This is a genomic window from Ideonella sp., from assembly GCF_041287625.1.
GTDB lineage: Bacteria > Pseudomonadota > Gammaproteobacteria > Burkholderiales > Burkholderiaceae_C > Ideonella.
Map to the genome: position 1 here is coordinate 58,287 of NZ_JBGGNH010000058.1, position 17,607 is coordinate 75,893.

General features: G+C 70.8%; 16 protein-coding genes. 10 read left to right on the forward strand and 6 right to left on the reverse strand.

The window, feature by feature from the left end:
• Window positions 1–10 precede the first annotated feature (10 nt).
• From ACAH41_RS21445 to ACAH41_RS21470, 6 genes are read right to left on the reverse strand one after another with little or no spacing between them, the layout of a single operon-like run.
• Window positions 11–1,330 (reverse strand): hypothetical protein, encoded by a 1,320-nt coding sequence (locus tag ACAH41_RS21445; RefSeq protein ID WP_325653890.1) that lies wholly within the window; start codon window positions 1,328–1,330, stop codon window positions 11–13.
• Complete coding sequence (locus tag ACAH41_RS21450) at window positions 1,327–1,983, reverse strand: ABC transporter ATP-binding protein (protein ID WP_325653887.1); 657 nt, start codon at window positions 1,981–1,983, stop codon at window positions 1,327–1,329. The genes ACAH41_RS21445 and ACAH41_RS21450 overlap by 4 nt, the downstream gene beginning before the upstream one ends.
• Entirely contained in the window at window positions 1,977–3,329 is a 1,353-nt protein-coding gene (locus ACAH41_RS21455) for an NAD(P)/FAD-dependent oxidoreductase (protein ID WP_325653885.1), read from the reverse strand. The genes ACAH41_RS21450 and ACAH41_RS21455 overlap by 7 nt, the downstream gene beginning before the upstream one ends.
• The gene (kynU, locus tag ACAH41_RS21460) at window positions 3,326–4,555 is read right to left on the reverse strand and encodes a kynureninase (protein ID WP_325653883.1); all 1,230 of its coding nucleotides are present in this window, start codon (window positions 4,553–4,555) and stop codon (window positions 3,326–3,328) included. Before kynU ends, ACAH41_RS21455 begins: the two co-directional genes overlap by 4 nt.
• A complete protein-coding gene (locus ACAH41_RS21465; protein ID WP_325653881.1) occupies window positions 4,552–5,520 on the reverse strand; it encodes a tryptophan 2,3-dioxygenase family protein in 969 nt (322 codons plus the stop codon). The genes kynU and ACAH41_RS21465 overlap by 4 nt, the downstream gene beginning before the upstream one ends.
• Entirely contained in the window at window positions 5,510–7,093 is a 1,584-nt protein-coding gene (locus ACAH41_RS21470) for an AMP-binding protein (RefSeq protein WP_325653879.1), read from the reverse strand. The genes ACAH41_RS21465 and ACAH41_RS21470 overlap by 11 nt, the downstream gene beginning before the upstream one ends.
• 526 nt (window positions 7,094–7,619) lie before the next feature.
• Between ACAH41_RS21470 and ACAH41_RS21475 the strand changes: the two genes are divergently transcribed.
• The 10 genes from ACAH41_RS21475 (at window position 7,620) to ACAH41_RS21520 (ending at window position 17,516) form a co-directional block, all read left to right on the forward strand.
• Window positions 7,620–7,754 (forward strand): hypothetical protein, encoded by a 135-nt coding sequence (locus tag ACAH41_RS21475; protein WP_259372474.1) that lies wholly within the window; start codon window positions 7,620–7,622, stop codon window positions 7,752–7,754.
• Between the two features lie 181 nt (window positions 7,755–7,935).
• The gene (locus ACAH41_RS21480; RefSeq protein WP_325653877.1) at window positions 7,936–9,741 is read left to right on the forward strand and encodes a hypothetical protein; all 1,806 of its coding nucleotides are present in this window, start codon (window positions 7,936–7,938) and stop codon (window positions 9,739–9,741) included.
• Window positions 9,696–10,535, forward strand: a complete 840-nt coding sequence (locus ACAH41_RS21485; RefSeq protein ID WP_325653875.1) for a DUF692 domain-containing protein — start codon at window positions 9,696–9,698, stop codon at window positions 10,533–10,535. Before ACAH41_RS21480 ends, ACAH41_RS21485 begins: the two co-directional genes overlap by 46 nt.
• Before the next feature lie 15 nt (window positions 10,536–10,550).
• Window positions 10,551–11,717 (forward strand): glycosyltransferase, encoded by a 1,167-nt coding sequence (locus tag ACAH41_RS21490; protein WP_325653873.1) that lies wholly within the window; start codon window positions 10,551–10,553, stop codon window positions 11,715–11,717.
• A gap of 30 nt (window positions 11,718–11,747) precedes the next feature.
• A complete protein-coding gene (locus tag ACAH41_RS21495) occupies window positions 11,748–12,650 on the forward strand; it encodes a phytanoyl-CoA dioxygenase family protein (RefSeq protein WP_325653871.1) in 903 nt (300 codons plus the stop codon).
• Window positions 12,651–12,842: 192 nt separating this feature from the next.
• Entirely contained in the window at window positions 12,843–13,418 is a 576-nt protein-coding gene (gene ssuE / locus ACAH41_RS21500) for an NADPH-dependent FMN reductase (RefSeq protein WP_325653869.1), read from the forward strand.
• Window positions 13,419–13,429: 11 nt separating this feature from the next.
• Window positions 13,430–14,416: a sulfonate ABC transporter substrate-binding protein gene (locus tag ACAH41_RS21505; protein WP_325653867.1), complete on the forward strand. Its 987-nt coding sequence runs from the start codon at window positions 13,430–13,432 to the stop codon at window positions 14,414–14,416.
• A 31-nt stretch (window positions 14,417–14,447) separates the two neighbouring features.
• Window positions 14,448–15,680, forward strand: coding sequence for an FMNH2-dependent alkanesulfonate monooxygenase (gene ssuD / locus ACAH41_RS21510; protein WP_325653865.1), 1,233 nt, complete (start codon window positions 14,448–14,450; stop codon window positions 15,678–15,680).
• Between the two features lie 22 nt (window positions 15,681–15,702).
• Window positions 15,703–16,545 (forward strand): aliphatic sulfonate ABC transporter permease SsuC, encoded by an 843-nt coding sequence (gene ssuC / locus ACAH41_RS21515; protein WP_325653864.1) that lies wholly within the window; start codon window positions 15,703–15,705, stop codon window positions 16,543–16,545.
• The gene (locus ACAH41_RS21520) at window positions 16,542–17,516 is read left to right on the forward strand and encodes an ATP-binding cassette domain-containing protein (RefSeq protein WP_370538459.1); all 975 of its coding nucleotides are present in this window, start codon (window positions 16,542–16,544) and stop codon (window positions 17,514–17,516) included. The genes ssuC and ACAH41_RS21520 overlap by 4 nt, the downstream gene beginning before the upstream one ends.
• Window positions 17,517–17,607: the final 91 nt, after the last annotated feature.

Genomic DNA, 17,607 nt, shown 5'->3' on the forward strand with positions numbered 1-17,607 from the left:
GCGGCGCCGCTCACAGCAGCGCAAACATCAGGCCGCCGCTGGCGGCCACGGCAATCAGGACCTTGGGAATGAACATGCCCTGGTCGCCGCGGTAGTTCAGCGCGGCCAGCACCAGCAGCGCCAGCAGGCCGGCCGGCAGCAGCCACAGCGCGCGGGCGGCGCCCAGGCTGTAGAGCAGCGCCAGCGTCAGCGGCAGCAGCGCCAGCAGGCCCAGCAGCTGCAGGACCAGCAGGCCAACCTGCATCGTGGCCCGCGGGCTGATGCCCTGGCTGGCATGCAGCGCGGCCATCGGCGCGTGCAGCTGGCGCAGGTCGAAGGCCCGGCCCGCCAGCGCAAACAGCAGCGGCACCAGCAGCATCAGCAGCATGTAGTGCACGACCACCGCCTGCACACCCAGCCGCGGCAGCAGCCAGCACAGCAGCACCGGCAGCCCGGTGGCCGTCAGCAGCCCGAGCTGGCGCAGCAGCTGCGCAGGGGCGAGCAGGAAGCGCAGGTCCAGCCGCAGCAGGTTGGCCCGCGGCGCCCGCTGCGCGCCCATGCGCAGCCAGGCCGGTGGTGGCAGCGGTGTGCGCGGCCGGCGCTGGCGAACCGCGTCCGGCAGCCACAGCGCCGCGGCGCTGGCGGCCAGCAGCAGCAGCGCCAGCCAGCCGCTGCCCAGGCCCAGCGCCACCGCCAGCAGCGCCAGTGCCTGCGCGGCCAGCAGCGGCAGCAGCGCGCGCGAACGCTGCAGCCCCAGCAGCTGGACCAGCGGCAGCTGCGCGGCCAGCACCAGCGTGGCGGCCAGCCGGGCATGGCCGGCCTCGTGGTGCAGCGTGTACTGGGCCGCGAAAAACGGCAGCAGCAGCGGCAGGTCGGCCACCGCCAGCACCGCCAGGTCGACCCGGCGCGTCAGGTGCCTGGGCAGCGGCAGCGTGCGCAGGTAGGCCCAGGCCGGGCCGCCGCTCAGGAGGCCGGCCTGCAGCGCGCACCAGCTGGCCGCCAGGCTCAGCATCAGCAGCCACACGCCCAGCGTGGTGGCCGGCGCGCCGGGCTCGGTCAGGCGCAGCACCGGCGAGCCCAGGATCTCCAGCTGCTGGGCCAGCGGCATCAGCTTGGGCGAGACCATGAACAGCACCAGGATGGCGGCCTGCCAGCGCCGCGTGAGCAGCCGGAAGCCGACGCTGGCGACGTGGTGCATGCGCCACCAGAACAGCTTGCGGAACGTGGTCTGCCCGCCGGCAGAGGGCGCGGTCGAACGCTTGCCTGAAGGCAGGCGGGCCGGCTGGGGCTCGGCGGGGCGCTCGGCCCGTGCCATCTGCGTGGGCGCCGACATGGACTCGGTCGGTTTCACGCTGGCGCCGCCTCCAGGTCCGCCAGCTCGACGGTGCGCACCCCCAGCAGCTGCTGTTGCTGCGTGTCGTGGCAGGTCAGCACCACCAGGCCGCGGCTGCGGCGCTGGTCCAGGCAGTCCTTGAAGACGGCCAGCGAGCGGGTGTCCAGGCCGTTGGTCGGCTCGTCCATGATCAGCACCGGCGCGTCGCTGGCCAGTGCCGAGGCCAGCAGGAACTTGCGCGCGGTGCCCAGCGACATCGCGCCGAAGCGGGTGTCCAGGTGCGGCGTGATCTGGAAGCGCGCCACCAGCTCGTCGCTCGCGGCCGGGCTGTTGCCGTGCACCGAGGCGGCAAAGGCCAGCCATTCGCGGCCCGTCAGGAAAGGGTAGATCGGGCAGCCGTCCGGCACGAAGGCCAGCTGGCGCGCAGCCTGTTCGCGCGAGCGCGCCAGGTCCAGGCCCTGCAGCAGCACCCGGCCGGCATCGGGCAGCGCGGCACCCGCCAGCATGGTCAGCAGCGTGGTCTTGCCGGCGCCGTTGGGCGCCCGCACGCACACCAGCTCTGGCCGGGCCCAGGCAAAGCTCAGGCTGCGGAAGATCACGCGGGCGCCCAGCTGCTTGCCGAGCTGGTTCACCTGCAGCAGCGGGGCCGTGGGGGCGTGGGTGTTCAGCATGCCGGCTCCGCCATCAGCGAAGAAAACGCGGCCTGGTAGGCGGCCACCTCGCGCTCGGCCTGGGCCGCGGCGGGCGGCTCGCCGCTGGTGGTCTGCAAGCGCGCGAGCAGCGCTTCCTGGAGTGTCTTCATGCGCAAGACCTTGGCGTAAGGCATGCGACCAAAGGTGATCGCGGAATAGCTGGGCAGGAACACGCCGGGAAAGCGCGTGGCCAGCCAAGCCTCCAACTGCTTCTGGCGAGCATAGGCGGGGGTGCGCGTCTCGACCATCATTTCCTGCAGGTTGCGGGTGGACATCTGGCCCAGCGCCTGCGCGTCCTCGCGGCGCTGCTGGTAGAAGGCCAGGAAGGCCGGTGCAAAGCCGCTGGCCTGGTCCAGGCAGTCCAGCAGCAGCTCGCAGTCTTCCAGCGCGCAGTTCATGCCCTGGCCGAGGAACGGCGTGACCGCGTGCGCGGCGTCGCCCACCAGCAGCACCGGCCCGTCGCACCACGGCCCGCCTTCGATGGTGCTGATGCGGCCCAGCGGGCGGCTGCGCAGCGCCTCGGCTTCGCCTGGCGGCAACTGCAGGTCCGGGAACAGCGCGGCAAAACGCTGCTGCAGCGCTGCCGCGTCCAGGCCGAACCAAGCGGCCTCGGCGGCGCGCGGCAGGAACAGCGTGCCGTCCAGCTCGCCGGTCTGGCGGCCGGGCAGGCCGATCAGCATCACCTCGTCGCGGGGCCAGATGTGCAGGCCGTCCTGCCCGGCCGGGCGCGGCGCCACGCGCAGCCGCACCTCCTTGTAGGCCTGCTCGAAATCGACCCGCTGGAAGGCCACGCCGCGCTGGCGTTCCAGCGTCGCGCGGGTGCGCGAGTCGGCACCGTCGGCACCCAGCAGCGCGTCGAAGGTGGCGGGCTGCGCCAGCTTGTCGAAACGCACCTGCACCTGGCCGTCTTCGCCATGCGCCCAGTCCCGCAAGCCCTGGCCGAAGCGCAGCGTGACCAGCGGCTCGCGGCGCGCCGCCTCGGCCAGCAGCTCGTACAGCTCGGCCCGCTGCACCGCCAGGATGCGGCCCTGGCCCGTCGGGTCGTAGGCCGAGAAGGCGAGTTCGCCGGAGGCCTGGTGGATGACCCGGCCGAGCATGCGCCTGCCGATCTCGCTGGCCCGGGCTTCCAGCCCCAGGCTGCGCAACGCATGCAGGCCGCGGTGCGACAGCGCCAGCGCGATCGAGCGGCGTTTGGCGTCTTCCGTCAGGCCCAGTTCGGAAGCCTCGCGCCGCTCGTGCAGTTCGACCGCGATGCCGCGGCGGGCCAGCGCCACCGCGAGGTAAAGGCCGGCCAGGCCGGCGCCGGCAATGCAGACGCGTTTCACAGCAGTTGCTCCAGGGCTTGGGCCAGCGCGCGCACGTCGTCGGCGTCGTTGTAGAGCGGGCAGAACGAGACCCGCAGGATGTCGGCGCCACGCGCGTCGCAGACCACGCCGTGGCGCAGCAGCGCGTGTTCCATCGCCACCGCCTGGCCCGGCAGGTCCAGCGACAGCTGCGAACCCCGGCGCGCCGGTTCGGCCGGGGTCAGGATGCGCAGCGGCGGCCGGTCCAGCGCCTCGATGCTGTCGCGTGCCAGCGCGGTCAGTGCCAGGCTGCGCGCGCGCCAGGTGCTGGCCGGGAAATGGTCGAACAGTTCGAGCGACGCGGCCAGCGCCGCCGCCGCCAGCACCGGCGGGTTGCTCAGCTGCCAGGCGCCAGCGCCGGCCTCCCGCTCGCGCGGCTGCTGGCCCCAGGCAAAACGCGAGCTGGCGGCCTGGCCCCACCAGCCTTCGAGGCGCTGCAGCTGCGCGTCGCCATGGAAACGGCGGTGCACATAGGCGCCGCCCAGCCCGCCCGGCCCGCCATTGAGGTACTTGTAGCCACACCAGACGGCAAAGTCCACGCCATCTTCGCTGAGCGCAAGCGGCAGGTTGCCGATGGCATGCGCCAGGTCGAAACCCACGCGGGCGCCCGCCGCCTGCGCGGCGCGGGCCACGCGGGCCATGTCCACCACCTCGCCGGTGGTGTAGTCCACCGCGTCCAGCCAGACCAGCGCCACGCGCTCGCCGTGGCGGTGCAGTTCGCGCAGCACCGCGTCCGTCATCGACACGCCTTCGGCGGCCTGCGCCTCGACCAGGCAGACCGCGGGATCCAGCCCGTGCAGCCGGCACTGCGATTCAAGTGCCAGCCGGTCCGAAGGAAAGGCGTTGCGGCCCAGCAGCACGCGCGAGCGCGCGCCTTGCGGCCGGAAGAAGCTCAGCAGCAGCAGGTGCAGGTTGACGCTGAGGCTGTTCATCGCCACCACCTCGTCGACCGAGGCGCCGACCAGCCGTGCCAGCGGCGCGCGCAGCGGCTCGCTGGCCCGGGCCCAGGGCGTGTCGCCACGCTCCGCACCTTCGAAATGGCCGCGCACGCCCAGCGTGGTCCAGCGGTGCATCTCGTGCGCCACGCGCTCCGCCGCGGCGCGTGGCGCCAGGCCCAGCGAATGGCCGCAGAGGTAGCTCAGCGGCTGGCCGTCTGCGGCCAGCGGGCGGCAGAAGGCGTCGTGGGCCAGGGCGGGCTGCAACGTCATGCAGGCACCTGGATGCCTGGCCGGGCGGCCCATTGGCGCAGCGTGCGCAGCGCCGAATGCGGCTGCGCGGCGGCATTGGCGCTGAGGTAGCGGTGGCCGCTGCTGCCGCCGGTGCCGGGCAGCTCGTCCAGCAGCTCACGCACCTGCTCGGCATGCAGCAGGCGCCAGCGGTGCAGCTGCTGTTCGAGCTGGCACAGGCGGTCCAGCGCATCGTCGACCAGCCGCTCGCGTGGCTGGCTGCGCGGGCGCGCCAGCAGCGCCGCCAGCGCAGCCGCGCGGGGCAGCCGGGCAAAGGCCGCCGGCAGCGCCAGTGCCGGCCAGCCCTGGGCGGCCTCGCGTTCCGTCAGTGCCTGGGCCCATTGCGCCTGGCAGGCCTTGGCGGCCGGCGTGGCCTGCTGGCGCTGCCATTCGGCGGCCAGGCCGCGTGCCAACTGGTCGTGCAGCGTGGGTTGGCGGCAGGTGGCCAGCACCTGCGCGTTTTCGGCCGGCGTCATCATCGTGCAGACCTGTGGCGCGCGGGTTTCGTCCAGCGTGCCCAGCGTCGCTTCCATCAGCACGAACTGCAGGCTCTGGCTGCCCGAGGCGCTGCCCAGCAGCGGGCGCATGGCCAGGAACTGCAGCGGGTCCAGCGTGGCCAGCAGGCCCAGCTGCTGGTTCAGCAGCGCCTGGATCTCGACCATGCGGTGCAGCTTGGGCAGTGCCTCGGCAAAAAAGCCGGGCGCTTGCGCATCGGCCTGCAGCACCGCGCCGGCCTCGACCAGCCACTGGCGGAACCACAGCTCGTGGGCCTGGTGCAGCACGATGAAGAAGTGCTCGTCGTGGATGGGCTGCGCGGTGTCCGCGCTCAGCGGCGCCTGCGCGCCCAGCACCTGGTCCAGCCGCAGGTAGCCGGCATAGCGCAGGCCGGCATGGGGCCCGGCCTGCGCTGCGCCGCCCCTGCCCAGCGGGCAGGCCTCAGCAGTCATACGAGAACTCGGTCAGCGACTGCTGGCGCAGCTGCTGGCGCTGCACCTTGCCGGCCACGTTGCGTGGCAGCTCGGCAATGAACTCGACCTCGTCCAGGTGCTTGTGCGGGAAGTCGGGCCAGCGCTGGCGGGTGTGCTCGATCAACGTGGCGACCAGCGCTTCGGAGACCGGTGTGTCCGGCGTGGTGACGACAAACGCCTTCAGCCCGATCACGCCGGCCGGCGTGCGGCTGCCGACCACCGCGACCTCCAGCACCGCGTCCAGCTTCATCAGCGCGTCTTCCACCTCGTAGGGCGAGACCCATTCGCCGCAGCCTTTCTTGACCATGTCGTCGGCCCGGCCGACGTAGGTGTAGGCGCCGTCGCGGCAGGTGAACAGGTCGCTGCTGATGTGCCATTCGCCGTCGAAGCTGGCGGCCGAGCGCTCCGGGTCGTTCAGGTAGCCGCTGGCCACGCTGGGGCCGGCAATGCACATGCGGCCCGAGGCGCCTTCGTTGACGGACTGGCCGTCGTCGCCGATCAGCTTGACGCGGAACTCGGACAGGCAGCGCCCGCAGCTGTCCTCGCGGATGTCGTCGACCGAGTTCGACAGGAAGATGTGGCCGACCTCGGTCGAGCCGAAGCCATCGATCAGCGGCGCGGCCAGCCGCGCGCGCCAGGCCTGCAGCACCGAAGGCGGCAGCGGTTCGCCGGCCGAGGTGGCGATGCGCACCGTGTCCAGCAGCGCCTCGGCGCCCGGGCTCTTCAGCAGCTCGGCCAGGATGCGCGGCGTGGCCAGGAAGACCGAAGGCCGGTGGCGCTCGATCTGCTCGGCGACCATGGCCGCGGTCGAGCGCAGCGGGAAGACCACCGCCGCCGCGCCGGCCACGCCGGCAAACAGCAGCGAGCCGCCCAGCGCATAGCCGAAGGTCAGCTTGGGCACGGCGACGACCAGGTCGTTTTCGTCCATCGCCAGGATGTCGTCGCCAAAGGCCCGCGTGCAGTGCAGGATGTCCCGGTGGCGGCGCGGAATCGCCTTGGGCTTGCCGGTGGTGCCGGAGCTGAACAGCACGTAGGCCAGCGCGTCGGCCGCGGTCTCGGCAATCGGGAAGACGCTGGGCTCGCCAGCGGCGGCGCGTTCCAGTTCGCCGCGCTCGCCGGCACCGTCGCCGCACTGCAGCACCTGCACGCCCGCTTCGCCGACGGCCTGCGCCTTGGCGCCAATGCCCTGGTGCATCACCGCGAAACGGGCCCCGGCATGCTGGGCCATGTAGACCAGGTCGGCCGGCGGCAGCAGCGGGTTGGCCAGCACGGCCACCGCGCCCAGCGCCAGGATGGCGTAGAAGCTGCTGACGAAGGCCGGGCTGTCCGGCACCACCAGCAGCACCCGGTCGCCAGGCAACACGCCGCGGCGCTGCAGCAGGTGGGCGCTGCGGGCCATGGCCTGCTGCAGCGCGTCGTAGCTGAGCCGGGTGTCGTGGAACAGCAGCGCCGGCCGCACACCGCGGCCTTCGCGCACATGGCGTTGCACCAGGCAGTCCGCCAGATTGATCTGCGGCTGCGCCAGCAGCGCGGTCCAGTCGATGTGGTTCATTTTTCTCGCCCTGGTTTGTGGGGGTTTTGGGAAACCTTTTTCGGGATCTCCTGCGCGCTGATTGCACACCGCGCGAATCCGGCTCGATATCCCACGTTGAAGGGGGTTGGATATTCTCGGAATGGAAATAGCCGATATCCCGACAGGGTGGGGCTGTAACGCCTTGAAAGCAGCACTTTCGAATATCTTTCAGCCCTGGTATATGCGCGCTGATGCGTGCGCCGCGCCACCGCACACACGCCAGTAGCGCAGCTGCGGAAACGCTGCGTTAGGCGAGCATTAGGCCAAGCTGAGGAGTGTGCGTGGATGTAAGTGGCGTGCCTGGCTGTGCGGTAATGAAACTGCAGATACAAATGAATTCAGGTTGGTTTCCTGGCGTTACGCGGGTTTGGTTTGCAGCCGATCGCCATTGTTTTGAATAACCCCCCATGTCAGGGGATGTCGGAAACAGGGCGATGGCATGTAAAAACCCGCCACCCAGGCCTGTCCATGCTGGGTTTTTTCTTAACACTCAAGGAGAGAAACTATGAGCATCGAAACCACCGTGATCTCGGCCGCTGACGTCGCGCTGCTGCAAGAAGTCGACGCGTTCGAAATCGTCGACACCCAGAGCGTCGACGCCGTGGCTGCCCAGGCCGTCGGTTGCCTGAGCTGCTCGTGAGCTGTTGACGGACGCGGCCCGGGCGGTTTCGCCTGAGCCCCGTCCAGGCACCTTGGTGCGGCATGTCAACAGCGTGCCGGGTCGGGGTGCCCCTGTTTCGAGGTCCGAGCTTGCGGTTCGCTCGGCGAGTTCCTTGATGACGCTGCACCGGCGAGTGCTTCGCGTGCAGCGGGAGCCGTGCATGGCACTGACCACCCTGATCCAAGGCATCAACGATGCGGTTGACCAGCACCTGTCGCCGGCCGACGTGGTGCACGCGGTGCGGCCCATCGTCGGCAGCGCGATGCTGGACGAACGCTTCGTGCTCGAATGCGCCGAAGCCACCACCGACAAGGCCGCCCGCTGCCTGCTCGAAGGCGCGCCCTACGAGCCGCTGCACATCGAGCACGGGCGCTGCTGGCGCATGGCCTTGTTCCTGTGGGACCCGGGCTTCACCAATGCGCCGCACCAGCACAACACCTGGAGCGTCAGCGGCGTGATGCACAACCGGCTCGACGTGGCGCTCTACCAGCGCGACGCCGCCAGCGAAACGCTGAACCCGACCCAGCGCTTCGTGGCCGCCCGCGGCCAGACCGGCTTCCTGGTGCCGCCCTGCATCCACGCGCTGGGCAATCCCGACACCACGGCACCCAGCGTCACGCTGCATGTCTTCAACGATTCCGAGGACAGGGCGCAGCGCGCCAACGACACGCTGTGGTTCGACGACGAAGTCAACCCGCTGGACTTCTACCGCGACCCGGCCCGGCCCTCGCGGCGCAACCTGCAGACGGTGCTGGTGCTGCTGAAGGCGCTGGCCCGGCCGGCGCCGGCCGGGCTGCTGGCGCGCATCTTCGAGCTGGGCGATGCGCGCATCCGGCTGGAGGCCTACAAGCAGCTGGTGCGCGCCGACCTGGCCACCGCGCTGGCCTGCGGTGACCGGCTGGCCGCCTCGCTGGGCCCGGAGGATCGCAGCCGCTTCATGCAGCTGCACCAGCGCCTGCTGGCCGCCCACGCCGCCACCGCCACCGTGGCCGACAGCGCGCGCACCGAGCCCAGCGACGAGCAGGCCGAATACCTGCTGCAGCAGGCCGTGGCCCAACTGGTCTGCAACAGCGGGCTGCTGGCGCGCTGCGTCAGCGAGGGCGCGGCCATCACCTTCGGCGAGCTGCCGGCCAAGGCGCTGGCGCTGCTGGCACCCACGGTGCAGCGCAACAGCCGGCGCCTGAAGATCCTCGCCAGCATCCTGGACCAGCGGCTGATGGACCAGGTGCTGCGCGCGCTGCCGCTGAGCGCTGCGCTGCTGTCGCCCGAGCAGGCCCGCCAGCTGTGGCGCCGCTACAAGGACGCGCAGGTCGACACCGCCACGCCCGCCGTCGCCGAAGCCTGCCGGGCCTTCTGCGCCGCCTGCGTGGCCGAGCCCGGCCCGGCGCTGGCAGAGGGTGACCCGGTGCTGGACGTGATGCGCTACGAAGAGGCCTTGTTGCGCGTCAGCGACCGCGCGGCGCGCCGCGGCAAGGCAGCGCCGGTGTCCCCGCCTTACCTGGGTCCGGCCCTGGTCGCCAACAGCGAGACCCTGCATTTCAAGCGCGCCATCTCGCCACTGGTCCGCACGCTGCGCGCTGCCGTGCAGCAGCCTGCCGACATGCGCGAGCCGGCGCTGGCCGCCTGGCGCGACCAGGCGGTGGCGGTGCCCGCGCAGGACGAGTTGCTGCTGTTCTACGAAACCTGGCAGGACACCCAGGTGCGGGTGCTGCGCATCACCGCGCGCACCTTGCTGCTGCTGTCGGCCTGCGATGGCCGGCGCTCGCTGGCCGACCTGCCGGACCACCTGCGCAGCCAGGGCTATGCGCTGTCCACCCCGCAGGCGCTGGCCGCCACGCTGGACAAGCTCGCCGAGGCCGGCGTGATCGCGCCCCTGGTGTTGTCCGGCCCTTCCGTTTCCCCTCCTGAACAGGACCCGGCATGCCCAAGCGTGACTGCAATCCCCACTGCCTCGGCGTCGGACTGAACCACCGCCACGAGATCGAGGCCGAGATCATCGACCGCCTCGACGAGCTGGACCTGCTGGAGGTCATCTCCGACAACATCCTGCAGGACGAGCAGGTCGGCGAGCCGCTGCGCCGGCTGATGCGCGACAAGCCGCTGGTGCTGCACGGCGTCAGCACCTCGCTGGGCACCGCCGCGCCGCTGGACCCGGACCACCTGGCCGCGACGCTGCAGGCGGTCCAGCGCTGGCAGCCGCTCTGGTTCAGCGACCACATCGCGTTTTCGCGCGTGGGCGAGCTGGACGTTGGGCACCTGATGCCGGTGCGCCGCAGCGTGGCCAACCAGCAGCGCATCGCCGCCAAGATCCGCCAGATCCAGCAGGCCAGCGCCACGCCGTTCCTGGTCGAGAACATCACCTACTACTTCGAGCATGGCGACGAGGAGATGGACGAGCTGAGCTTCGTCAACGGCATCCTGCAGCAGGCCGACTGCGGGCTGCTGCTGGACGTCAACAACCTGCACATCAATGCCCAGAACCACCGCTTCGACCCCTATGAATACCTGGCCGGGCTGGACCTCGGCCGCGTGGTGGAGCTGCACCTGGCCGGCGGCTTCGTGCGCGACGAGCTGATGATCGACAGCCACGGCCACCGCATCGTCGAGCCGGTCTGGGAGCTGCTGCGCCACGTCTGCGAACGCGCCCAGCCACGCGCCATCATCATCGAGCGCGACATCAACTTCGACCTGGCCGACATCTTCGACAGCGTGGCCCGGGCCCGCGAGATCCTGCTGCAAACCGAGGCGCTGGCCGCCTGAACCGGAGAACGCCCCATGCGCGTGTTGCTGCTGTGCATTCCCGGCCGTGGCCGCTTCGAGGTGCTGGCACCGCTGGCTGGCGCGCTGCAGCAGGCCGGCCACGCGGTGCGCTTCGCCGCGCCGCCGCGCTTCGCGCAGCATGTGCGGCGCATGGGCTTCGAATGCCTGGAGGCCGGCGCCGAGACCGATGAGCTGAACGCCTTGCTGGACGCCCAGCTGGCAGAGAACGGGACAGCCGCCATGCCGGCGTCCGAGCGCGCCGCCACCATGTTCACCCGCCTCTACCCCGAGCGCCTGCTGGCCATGCTGCTGCCGCAGCTGCGCGACTGGCGGCCGGCGCTGGTGCTGCACGAGGAAGGCGAATTCGCCGGGCCGCTGGTGGCGGCACTGGTCGGCGCACGCTGCGCCACCGTCGGCTGGCCGGTCGCGATGCGGCCGCTGCAGGTGCTGCAGAACGTCACCCAGCGCATGGATGCCCAGTGGCAGGCGCAGGGCCTGCAGCCGCCGCCTTACGCCGGCCTGTACCAGCGGTTCATCGACACCTGCCCGCCGACGCTGCAGACCGAAGCGGCCGCTGCCTTTCCTGGCGCCTGGGCCCTGCGGCCCGAGCTGGTGGACGCCCCGCCGGGCAGCGCGGCGGATGCCCTGCCCGAGGCCTTGTTGCAGCCCGGCGAGCCGGTGGTGCACCTCACGCTGGGCACGGTGGACGCCTACAACCAGGCGCCCGCACTGCTGCTGCGCCTGCTGGACGGCCTGCAGCGCGAGCCGGTGCGCGTGGTGCTGACAACGGGCGCGGCGCTGCAGTCGCTGGACTTCAGCCGCTACGCCAATGTGCACGCCAGCGCCTTCATCCCCCACCGCCAGCTGCTGCCGCATTGCGACGCGGTGATCTGCCACGGCGGCGCCGGCTCCACCATTGCCGCGCTGGCGCATGGCCTGCCGCTGCTGATCGTGCCGCGCGGCGGTGCCTCGCAGTACCGCAATGCGGTGCACTGCGAGCGGGTCGGCGCCGGCCTGCACCTGAGCGAAGAAGCCGCCACCGCGCAGGCCGTCGGCCCGGCGGTCGCCGCCTTGCTGCACCAGCCCGGCCACCGCGAGGCGGCGCGCCGCCTGCAGCAGGAGATTGCCGCCATGCCGGCCCCGGCCGATTGCGCCGAGCGCCTGCAGGCCTGGCTTCATTGAACGGACCCGTCCCATGACCCCCATGACGCCATGACCATCGCCCAATTCGAACGTGACCTGTTCTGCCTGCAGACCGCCGGCTTTGTCGTGCTGCCCGGTTTTGTCAGCGAAGACCAGCTGGCCGCGCTGCTGCCGCCGCTGACCGCCTTCGAGGCCGAAGTCGAGCACTACGCCAAGACCGCAGGCAAGGTGAACTTCACCCACGGTTGGCCGCTGCTGACCACGCGCTGCGCCTACTGCGTCTCGGAGGAGCTGCAGGCGCTGGCCATGTCGCAGCGGGTGCAGGCCATGGCGCAAACCTACCTGGGCGGCGCGGTGATCCGCGACTGCCTGCTGCAGACCAACATGCCGGACCCGCGCAGCCAGGCCCGCGGCCTGGGCGGCCGGCTCAGCTACCACCGCGACACCTTGTGGAAGGACGGGCCCATCCTGCCCAGCTACCTGCATGCCTTCATCCTGTTGACCGACCTGACGGCCGAGAACGGCGCGACCTTTGTCGTGCCCGGCAGCCACCGCCTGCGCGAACCCGGCTACTACTTCAAGCACACCGAGGCGGGCGTGCGCGAGGAAGGCATCAACTACCTGGTCTATGACCAGGCCTACTTCCCGAGCGCGGTGCAGATCCTCGCGCCGCGCGGCTCGCTGGTCTTCCTGGACCCGATGGCCATCCACAGCCAGGGCATCAACGTGACCGCGCAGCGCCGCACGCTGGTCAACATCACCTTCCGCGCTGCGTCCATCGTCGGCAACCCGCCGCTGCTGAACGCCCGCAAGCTGGCGCTGGAGGCCGCCCGCGTGCCGCTGCGCCCCGACTTCCTCGCGCTGCTGGAAGACCGCGCCGAACTGCCTGCCCACTTCGGCCCGCTGGGCACCGCACCCGAGGTGCAGCCCGAGTCCACAGGCCAGCCGGTGTGGGAACGCGTGGTGGTCTGACAGGCTGAACCCAGGCCTTCGCCGAGCCGATAACCAAAGCCGATAACCAAAGCCGAAAACCTTCCTTCGTCTGGCGGAGGGCGCTCGTTATCGTGAACACGCTGGCTGCAGGGTCTCCCCCGCGGTAAGCATGTTTCGCGCATGTCGCGTGTGGTTCGCCTCCTGTGGGGGTGCTGGGTCGAAGGCAGGTTCATGAACATCGTCGGCATTGCGGGCAGCCCCACCAGCCCGTCCCGCTCCACCGCGCTGCTGCGCGCCGCGCTGGCCGCGCTGGCCCGCCCCCAGGGGCCGGGCGCAGTCGAGATCGAAGTCCGCCTGCTGCCGGCCGTGCCGCTGCTGGCCGCCGACGCACGTGACCCGCTGATCGCCCAGGCGCTGGCGCAGGTCGCCGCGGCCGACGTGGTGCTGGTCGCCACGCCCATCTACAAGGCCGCCTACAGCGGCGCGTTGAAGGCTTTCCTGGACCTGCTGCCGCAGGACGGGCTGCGCGGCAAGACCGTGCTGGCGCTGGGCACCGGCGGCAGCATCGGCCACCTGCTGGCGCTGGACTATGCGTTGAAGCCGGTGCTGTCGGCACTGGGCGCGCGCCATGTGCTGGATGTCGTCTACGCCGAGGACACCCAGTTCGAGCGCGACCACGCGCTGCAGCGGCACATTCCTTCCGAAGCGGTGCTGGACCGGCTGGGCCGCGCGCTGGCGCCGCTGCAGCCGCCGCTTCGTGTGCAGCCTGCCACCCTGGCAGCGCTGGCCGCCGTTCCGCAGCATTGAAAGAAGCCCTCATGTTGTCCCTGCTGTCCCGCACCCGCCGCCAACTGCTGGCCCTTTCGATCGGCCTGGGCGCGGCTGGCGCCTTTGCCGCCGCGCCGGCCTCGCCGTCTGCGCTGCGCATCGGCTTCCAGAAATCTGCCAGCCTGCTCACGCTGCAAAAGGCCCAGGGCACGCTGGAAAAACGCCTGCAGCCGCTGGGTGTCGCGGTGCAATGGGTCGAGTTCCCGGCCGGGCCGCAGCTGCTCGAAGGCCTGAACGTCGGCGCGATCGACGTCGGCTTTGTCGGCGAAGCGCCGCCCATCTTCGCGCAGGCCGCCGGTGCCAACTTCGTCTACATCGGCAACGATCCGGCAGCACCGGAAGCCGAGGCGCTGGTGGTGCCGAAGGACTCGCCGATCAGGAGCGTGGCCGAGCTGAAGGGCAAGAAGGTCGCCCTGAACAAGGGCTCGAACGTGCATTACCTGCTGGTCAAGGCACTCGAAAAAGCCGGCCTGAAATACACCGACATCCAGCCCGTCTTCCTGCCGCCGGCCGACGCACGTGCCGCCTTCGAGCGTGGCGCGGTGGATGCCTGGGTGATCTGGGATCCGTTCCTGGCCGCCGTCGAAAAGCAGAGCAATGCCCGCATCCTGGCCGACGGCAAGGGCCTGGTGAGCGACTACAACTTCTACCTGGCCGAACGCGGCTACGCACAGAAGTACCCCAAGGTGATTGCCACCCTGTTCGAGGACACGCAGGCCCAGGGCCGTTGGCTGAAAACCCACCTGGACGAGGCCGCGGTGCTGATCGCGCCACTGCAGGGGCTGGACGTGGAAGTGGTCAAGCTCAGCCTGCACCGCTACCAGTTCAACGTGCAGCCGGTGACCCCGGCCATCGCCGCCGAGCAGCAACTGATTGCCGACAGCTTCTACAGCCTGAAGCTGATCCCCAAGCCGATCCGCATCGTGGACGCATTGCCTGGCGCTGCCGGCACGACCCGCGTCGCCACCGAGCGCTGACCCCTTTTTACCGAACAAGGAAGCCGCCATCATGAAGATGCTCTGGTTCATCCCGACCCACGGCGACAGCCGTTACCTCGGCACCTCGCACGGCGCGCGCGTGGCCGACCTGAACTACTTCAAGCAGGTCGCGATTGCCGCCGACACCATGGGCTACGAAGGCGTGCTGATCCCCACCGGCCGCTCCTGCGAAGACCCGTGGACCGTGGCCTCCAGCGTGATGGGCTTCACCCAGCGCCTGAAGTTCCTGGTCGCGCTTCGCCCGGGGCTGATCACACCGAGCCAGTACGCCCGCATCGCGGCCACCTTCGACCGCCTCTCCGGCGGCCGGCTGCTGATCAACCTGGTCACCGGCGGCGACCAGGCCGAACTCGAAGGCGACGGCCAGTTCCTGCCGCACGGCGAGCGCTATGCGCAGGCCTCGGAGTTCATGCAACTCTGGCGCGACATCATGCGCAAGAGCCACACCGGCGAGTCGCATGACTTCGACGGCAAGCACCTGCAGGTCAAGGGCGCGCGGCTGCTCTACCCGCCGGTGCAGCGCCCGTACCCGCCGCTGTTCTTCGGTGGTTCGTCGGCCGAGGCGCACGAGCTGGTGGCCCAGCAGATGGACACCTACCTGACCTGGGGCGAGCCGCCCGCGGCCGTTGCCGAAAAGGTCGAAGGCGTGCGCCGCCGCGCGGCCGAGCTGGGCCGCACGCTGAGCTACGGCATCCGCCTGCACGTGATCGTGCGCGAGACCGAAGAGGCGGCCTGGGCCGCCGCGGCGGACCTGGTCTCGTACCTGGACCCGGAGGTCGTCGCCCGCGCCCAGTCCACCTTCGCGAAGATGGATTCCGAAGGCCAGCGCCGCATGGCTGCGCTGCATGCCGGCAAGTACAACCCGGAGAACATCCGCGAAGGCCTGGAGGTGTCGCCCAACCTGTGGGCCGGCGTGGGCCTGGTGCGCGGTGGTGCCGGCACCGCGCTCGTGGGCAACCCGCAGCAGGTGGCGGACCGCATCAAGGAGTACGCGGCGCTGGGGCTGGACTACTTCATCATGTCCGGCTACCCGCACCTGGAAGAGGCCTACCGCTTCGCCGAGCTGGTGTTCCCGCTGCTGCCACTCTCGGTGCGCGAGCGCCTGGGCCAGCCCTCGCTGACCGGTCCGTTCGGCGAGATCGTCGCCAACAACCATGTGCCAAGTGCCAACAGTGCGGAGAACAGCGCCGGGAAGACCGCTGCCGCCAGCGAGCCCTCGGTGCTCGCGCGCGCCGCGAGCTGAAGCCGGGCCGGGTGCTGTCGCCATGACCACGCAAGCTGTTCCCTCTTCGTCGGTGCCGGCGTCCGTCGGCATCCCCGTCAAGGCCAGGTCGCAGGCCTGGCGCCGCATCTCGCGTCAGGCGCTACCGTGGCTGGTGCCGCTGCTGCTGCTGGTCGCCTGGGAGCTGGCGTCGCGCAGCGGCAGCCTGTCCAGCCGCGTGCTGCCGGCACCGGACGCGGTGGCCAGCGCCTTCTGGCAACTCGCGCGCTCGGGCGAGCTGTGGCATCACGTGGCGGTCAGCAGTGGCCGGGCGATGGCCGGCCTGGCCATCGGCGGCGGGCTGGGCCTGCTGCTGGGCCTGGCCACCGGCAGCTTCCGGCTGGCCGAAACACTGCTGGACACCAGCTTCCAGATGCTGCGCAACATCCCGGCGCTGGCGCTGATCCCGCTGGTCATCCTGTGGTTCGGCATCGACGAAAGCGCCAAGCTGTTCCTGGTCGCGGTGGGCGTGTTTTTCCCGCTGTACCTGAACACCTTCCACGGCATCCGCAATGTGGACAAGGGCCTGATCGAGATGGCGCGCAGTTACGGCCTGTCGGGCTGGTCGCTGTACCGGGAGGTGATCCTGCCGGGCGCGCTGCCGTCCATCCTCGTGGGCCTGCGCTTCTCGCTGGGGCTGATGTGGGTGCTGCTGATCGTCGCCGAAACCATCTCGGCTCAGGCCGGCATCGGCTACATGACGATGAACGCGCGCGAGTTCCTGCAGACCGACGTGGTGCTGGTCGGCATCCTGCTGTACGCCCTGCTGGGCAAGCTGGCCGACGAGGTCGCCCGCGGCCTGGAGCGGCTGTGCCTGCGCTGGCACCCGGGTTACCAGTCCACATGAGCATCCCGGCCGAACCCAAGCAACTTCCAGGAGCAGACGCGATGTCCTACTTCGAGCGCGACGGCGGCCAGACCCGCGACTGGCTGGGCGCCGAAGCCCATGTGACCGTGCCCGGCGAGCTGGAGCCGGCGCCGCACCGCGCGGGCTCGCCCGCCGCCGTGCCGGCGGCCAGTCCGGCCTCGCATGGCCTGGCCGTGCAGGTGCGCGGCCTGACCAAGCAATACGCCGGCCGCGCCGTGCTGCGCGACGTGAACCTGGACATCGCGCCGGGCCAGTTCGTCGCCATCGTCGGCCGCAGCGGCTGCGGCAAGAGCACCTTGCTGCGCCACGTCGCCGCGCTCGAGCATGCCGACCGCGGCAGCGTGCAGCTGGACGGCCAGGTGCGCCAGCAGATCGGTGGCCGGGGCGACGTGCGCATCATGTTCCAGGACGCGCGCCTGCTGCCGTGGAAGCGCGTGCTGGACAACGTGGCGCTGGGCGTCGGCGGACCGAACCCGAAGGAGCGCGCGCTGAAGGCGCTGCGCGACGTGGGCCTGGCCGACCGGGCCAACGACTGGCCGGCGGTGCTGTCCGGCGGCCAGAAACAACGTGTGGCGCTGGCCCGCGCGCTGGTGCACCGGCCGCGCCTGTTGCTGCTGGACGAACCGCTGGGCGCGCTGGACGCGCTGACGCGCATCGACATGCAGCAACTGATCGAACGGCTGTGGAAGGAGCAGGGCTTCACCGCGCTGCTGGTCACGCACGATGTGAGCGAGGCGGTGGCGCTGGCCGACCGCGTGGTATTGATCGAGCAACAGCACATCGCGCTGGACCAATCGGTGCTGCTGGCCCGCCCACGCTCGCGCGGTGCCGCGGGCTTTGCCGCAATGGAAGACCGGGTGCTGCGCCGCGTGCTGCAGCAGCCCGAGCTGCCGAAGATCGAGCCGGTGCCGGTGTCTTCGTGGTCAAGCGGTCCGCGCTTCGCGATCTGACAGCGAACGGACAGCCCCGCGGCGCAACGCGCGGGCCACGCGGGTGCATGATGCCGACCGGCGGCCGCTTTCCGCCGGCCGCATCGCCGCG

Excerpts from the sequence above, each read along its gene's own strand:
- ACAH41_RS21490 (WP_325653873.1), top strand. The coding sequence starts at position 10,551 with ATGCGCGTGTTGCTGCTGTGCATTCCCGGCCGTGGCCGCTTCGAGGTG.
- ACAH41_RS21485 (WP_325653875.1), top strand. The coding sequence starts at position 9,696 with ATGCCCAAGCGTGACTGCAATCCCCACTGCCTCGGCGTCGGACTGAAC.
- ACAH41_RS21480 (WP_325653877.1), top strand. The coding sequence starts at position 7,936 with ATGGCACTGACCACCCTGATCCAAGGCATCAACGATGCGGTTGACCAG.
- ssuE (WP_325653869.1), top strand. The coding sequence starts at position 12,843 with ATGAACATCGTCGGCATTGCGGGCAGCCCCACCAGCCCGTCCCGCTCC.
- kynU (WP_325653883.1), bottom strand. The coding sequence starts at position 4,555 with ATGACGTTGCAGCCCGCCCTGGCCCACGACGCCTTCTGCCGCCCGCTG.
- ACAH41_RS21475 (WP_259372474.1), top strand. The coding sequence starts at position 7,620 with ATGAGCATCGAAACCACCGTGATCTCGGCCGCTGACGTCGCGCTGCTG.
- ACAH41_RS21465 (WP_325653881.1), bottom strand. The coding sequence starts at position 5,520 with ATGACTGCTGAGGCCTGCCCGCTGGGCAGGGGCGGCGCAGCGCAGGCC.
- ACAH41_RS21505 (WP_325653867.1), top strand. The coding sequence starts at position 13,430 with ATGTTGTCCCTGCTGTCCCGCACCCGCCGCCAACTGCTGGCCCTTTCG.
- ACAH41_RS21520 (WP_370538459.1), top strand. The coding sequence starts at position 16,542 with ATGAGCATCCCGGCCGAACCCAAGCAACTTCCAGGAGCAGACGCGATG.
- ssuD (WP_325653865.1), top strand. The coding sequence starts at position 14,448 with ATGAAGATGCTCTGGTTCATCCCGACCCACGGCGACAGCCGTTACCTC.
- ACAH41_RS21450 (WP_325653887.1), bottom strand. The coding sequence starts at position 1,983 with ATGCTGAACACCCACGCCCCCACGGCCCCGCTGCTGCAGGTGAACCAG.
- ssuC (WP_325653864.1), top strand. The coding sequence starts at position 15,703 with ATGACCACGCAAGCTGTTCCCTCTTCGTCGGTGCCGGCGTCCGTCGGC.
- ACAH41_RS21495 (WP_325653871.1), top strand. The coding sequence starts at position 11,748 with ATGACCATCGCCCAATTCGAACGTGACCTGTTCTGCCTGCAGACCGCC.
- ACAH41_RS21470 (WP_325653879.1), bottom strand. The coding sequence starts at position 7,093 with ATGAACCACATCGACTGGACCGCGCTGCTGGCGCAGCCGCAGATCAAT.